The 4442-nt window shown below is 66.0% G+C and carries 5 protein-coding genes; all 5 read left to right on the forward strand.

Annotation, left to right across the window (positions count from 1 at the left end; all coding sequences use genetic code 11):
• On the forward strand, positions 1 to 441 hold a 441-nt coding region (locus MOV75_RS28495), incomplete at its 5' end, for a response regulator (protein ID WP_247007008.1).
• A gap of 53 nt (positions 442 to 494) precedes the next feature.
• On the forward strand, positions 495 to 2450 hold the full coding sequence (locus MOV75_RS28500; RefSeq protein ID WP_246919924.1) for an ABC transporter ATP-binding protein/permease: 1956 nt from the start codon (positions 495 to 497) through the stop codon (positions 2448 to 2450).
• Positions 2451 to 2529: 79 nt separating this feature from the next.
• A complete protein-coding gene (locus MOV75_RS28505) occupies positions 2530 to 3354 on the forward strand; it encodes an FkbM family methyltransferase (RefSeq protein ID WP_247007010.1) in 825 nt (274 codons plus the stop codon).
• Positions 3355 to 3379: 25 nt separating this feature from the next.
• Complete coding sequence (locus MOV75_RS28510) at positions 3380 to 3766, forward strand: VOC family protein (RefSeq protein WP_246919926.1); 387 nt, start codon at positions 3380 to 3382, stop codon at positions 3764 to 3766.
• Positions 3767 to 3848: 82 nt separating this feature from the next.
• Positions 3849 to 4091: a hypothetical protein gene (locus MOV75_RS28515; protein WP_246919927.1), complete on the forward strand. Its 243-nt coding sequence runs from the start codon at positions 3849 to 3851 to the stop codon at positions 4089 to 4091.
• Positions 4092 to 4442 lie beyond the last annotated feature (351 nt).

Genomic DNA, 4442 nt, shown 5'->3' on the forward strand with positions numbered 1-4442 from the left:
CCGGACCTGCTGCCGCAGCGGCAGGCGCCCAACACGGCGCCGGCGGTGGCCGGCAGCGGCATGTCGGTGCTGGTGGTCGAGGATAATATCGAGCTTGCCAATTTCGCCGCCGACGGTCTCACCGAGCTCGGCTACAGCATCACGCTGGTCGACAATGCCACCGACGCGCTCGCCGAGCTCGTCGTCGACGCCGATCGCTTCGACGTCGTGTTCTCGGACGTTGTCATGCCCGGGATGACCGGACTCGATCTGGCGCAGGCCATCCGCGACCGCGGCATCGACGCGCCGATCGTGCTGACCACCGGCTACAGCCAGGCGCTGTCACAAGACGGCGTGGCCGGCTTCGATCTCGTGCAAAAACCCTATTCGATCGAGGAATTGTCGCGCGTTCTGCATCGGGCGGCCCGGATCCGGCGCGTCCGGGACGGCGCCGCCGAGTGATTCGGCGCTCGGAACCGACGGGAACCGTTTGATTTCCTTTGCGTTGTCCGCGCATGCACAAGCGGGCCGCAAAGCGCGATCAGGGCAAGAAGCCGCCCATTGTCGAGATCAAAGGCGAGAACGGCGATGACGTGGCAGCACCGCCTCCGGAGCTGATCGAGCCCGATCCCGAGCTGTCACCCGAGGAGGCCGAGCAGGTCCGCAAGGATTACCTGCTGACACGCTTCTGGATCAGCGCGCGCGGCTTCTGGGGTCGCAAGGGCGACCGCCTCGCCTGGCCGCTCTCGATCGGCCTCGGCGTGCTGATCGTCCTGACCGTCGGCTTCCAATACGGCATCAATGTCTGGAATCGCGCGATCTTCGACGCCATCGAGAAGCGCGATGCGGCGAGCGTCTTTCATCTCACCGCGATGTTCTTCCCGCTCGCGATCGGCAGCATCGTGCTCGGTGTGGCGCAAGTGTTCGCGCGGATGGGCATTCAGCGGCGCTGGCGGGCCTGGCTGACGGCGAGCGTGCTGACGCGGTGGCTCGCCAACGGACGCTACTATCAGCTCAACCTCGTCGGCGGCGATCACCAGAATCCCGAATACCGCATCGCCGAGGATTTGCGCGTCGCGACCGACTCTCCTGTCGATTTCGTCGCCGGCGTGACGGCCGCGCTGCTGTCGGCTGCGACCTTCATCGTCGTGCTCTGGACCATCGGCGGCGCGCTCACCGTCACGCTCGGCGGCTCCAGCATCACCATTCCGGGCTTCCTCGTCATCGCGGCGATGCTCTATGCGGGAATCGCCTCCGGCTCCATCCTGGTGATCGGCCGGCGCTTCGTGCAGGTGTCCGAAGACAAGAACCAGGCCGAGGCCGATTTCCGCTACACGCTGACGCGCGTGCGCGAGAACGGCGAGAGCATCGCGCTGCTCGGCGGCGAGGAGGAAGAGCGCGGCGGCATCGACCGCAACTTCACCAGCGTGCTGCGGCAATGGGCGCGGCTCGCTGGCCAGCACATGCGCACCACGCTGGTATCGCAAGGGTCGAGCCTCGTTGCGCCCGTGGTCCCTCTCCTGCTCTGTGCGCCAAAATTCCTCGACGGCAGCATGACCCTCGGGCAGGTGATGCAGGCCGCCTCCGCCTTCACCATCGTGCAGAGCGCGTTCGGCTGGCTGGTCGACAATTATCCGCGGCTCGCCGACTGGAACGCCTGCGCGCGCCGCATCGCCTCGCTGATGATGTCGCTCGATGGCCTCGAGCGCGCCGAGCAGGGCGACGGTCTCGGCCGCATCAAGCGCGGCGAGACCAGCAATGACGCCATGCTCGAGATGAAGGATCTTTCGGTCACGCTGGATGACGGCACCGCCGTGGTCGGCGAGACCGAAGTGGTGATCGAGCCTGGCGAGCGGCTCCTCGTCGCCGGCGAATCAGGCACCGGCAAGAGCACGCTGGTGCGCGCCATCGCTGGCCTGTGGCCGTGGGGCGGCGGCAGCGTAAATTTCCATCCCGACCGGCGGCTGTTCATGCTGCCGCAGCGGCCCTACGTGCCCTCAGGCTCGCTGCGCCGCGCCGTCGCCTATCCCGGCGCCGAAGAGGACTGGACCGTCGAAGAGATCGGCGAGGCCCTGCACAAGGTCGGCCTCGATCATCTCAAGGAGAAGATCGAGGAGGAAGCTCCCTGGGACCAGACCTTGTCCGGCGGCGAGAAGCAGCGCCTCGCCTTCGCGCGGCTCTTGCTGCACAACCCCGACATCGTCGTGCTGGACGAGGCGACCTCGGCGCTCGACGAGAAGAGCCAGGACAAGATGATGCAGATGGTCACCGACGAGCTGCCGAAGGCGACCATCGTCAGCGTCGCGCATCGTGCCGAGCTGGAAGCCTTTCACAGCCGCAAGATCGTGCTGGAGCGCCGCAAGGGCGGCGCCAAGCTCGTCAGCGACATCGAGCTGATCCCGCGCAAGGGCAAGCGCAGGCTGCTCGGGCGTTTCCTGCGGCAAAGGAAGGCGCCGAAGAAGGCAGCATGACATCGTAGCCCTCTCGTGAAGATTGGAGTCCCCGTCAAAACCGGCTATGCATGCGCCGCCCGTAACGAGGACCGCCTGCTTGACGACCGACAAGACCCCTTCGTCCGCGCCGTTCGGCGCGTTTGCGCCGAACACGGCGCAGGCCGCGATTATCAGCCTCACACAACAATCCGGGCTGAAGCGCGGCGCATTCCGTCCGTGGATGTCGCGGCTGGTGAACCTCGTGCGGAGCGGCCCGGTCGACGTGCGGTATCAGGGCGCCTCGTTCCGGCTCTATCACCAGGGCAGCGCGACCGAGCGCGGCGCGCTGTTCAATCCGGACTACAATCTCGACGAGCTCGATTTCCTGCGCCAGCACACGCCGGCAGGCGGCGTGTTCGTCGACGTCGGCGCCAATGTCGGCACCTTTGCGCTGGTGATGGCGCAGCAAGTGGGACTATCGGGCAAGGTGGTCGCGATCGAGCCACATCCGATGACGTTCGGACGCCTCTCGTTCAACCACGCCGCGTCGCAGACAACGCAGGTGCGCCTGGTGCAGGCGGCGGCCGGCGACAGCGACGGCGAGCTGATGATCGAGAGCGGCGGCGGCAATCTCGGCGCCACCCACGTCGTCACCGGCACGGCGAGCGCCGAGGCCATCAAGGTGCCGTCGCTGCGGCTGACACGCATTCTCGACGAGGCCGGCGTCACCCAAATCGATTCGCTCAAGATCGACGTCGAGGGTTTCGAGGACCGCGTGCTGATCGGGTTTTTCCGCGATGCGCCGCCATCGCTGTGGCCGCGCGCGGTGGTGATCGAGCACCTGTCACAAAACGAATGGCAGCAGGATTGTATCGCTGACATGGTCGCACGCGGCTTTACGATCGCGCGCAAGACGCGGAGCAATACGTTCCTGTCACGCTGACGAGAACGAACAATGGAGGCCAGCGATGATCGATCATTTTGGTTTTTCCGTCTCCGACTATGAGCGCGCCAAAGCGTTCTACGCCAAGGCGCTGGCGCCGCTCGGCTACGGCCTGATCATGGAAGTCACGGCGGAGCAGACCGGTCATGCAGCGGCGGCCGGGTTCGGCGCCGACGGCAAGCCGGATTTCTGGTTCGGCGGCGAAGGCGCGATGAACAAGCCGGTGCACATCGCGATCGCGGCCAAGGACCGCGCCACCGTCGATGCCTTCTACAAGGCCGCGATCGCGGCCGGCGGACGCGACAACGGTCCGCCCGGCATCCGGCCGCACTACCATCCGAACTACTACGGCGCCTTCGTGCTCGATCCCGACGGCCACAACATCGAGGCGGTCTGCCACACTCCGGAATAAGGCAGGCCCGGCGCGATGCGGTGCGGAACATCGGCGCGGCATCATCGTTGTTGTCCTCTGGACAACTATCCCGATGATGCCGATGCCGATCGAACCACCCGAGATTCCGCCGTCGACTCCCGGCACGCCAACGGAGCCTCCGCCCGGAATCCCGCCCGGTGGTCCGCAGCCTGAAATCACGCCCCCGGTGCGCGAGCCCGGCTCGCCACCACGGCCCGACGAATTGCCGGGCCGCATGCCTGAAGAGATTCCATCACGCGGGCCGAACGGACCGCTCACGCCCAATCCCGCGACGGACGCAAGTTCGCCGCGGGATCGCGCGTGAGCTACGCGATCGCATGTGTGGCGATTGCAACCCGCGTCTGAATGCGCAATGAACGTCACCATAGTGAGGTGATTTGCGTGCAGAAATAAATCGGGCCGCGACCGCTTCGCCCGCCACAATCCGGCCTAACGCGTAGCTGTTCATTCCAACACTTCGTCAAAGAACCTTCCGGGGAAGTTCACCACCATGACCAATCTTCGTTTCGTGCTGCTCGCGACGACGGCTCTGACTGCGATGCAATTCGCAAACTCCGCATCGCAGGCGCAAACTGCGCCGCCGCTCGTGGTCGCGCAGGCGCAGCCACAAGACGCCGGCCCTGACGGAAAACCGAAGCAGCCGCCGAAGGGACCC

Source organism: Bradyrhizobium sp. PRIMUS42, from assembly GCF_023006515.1.
GTDB lineage: Bacteria > Pseudomonadota > Alphaproteobacteria > Rhizobiales > Xanthobacteraceae > Bradyrhizobium.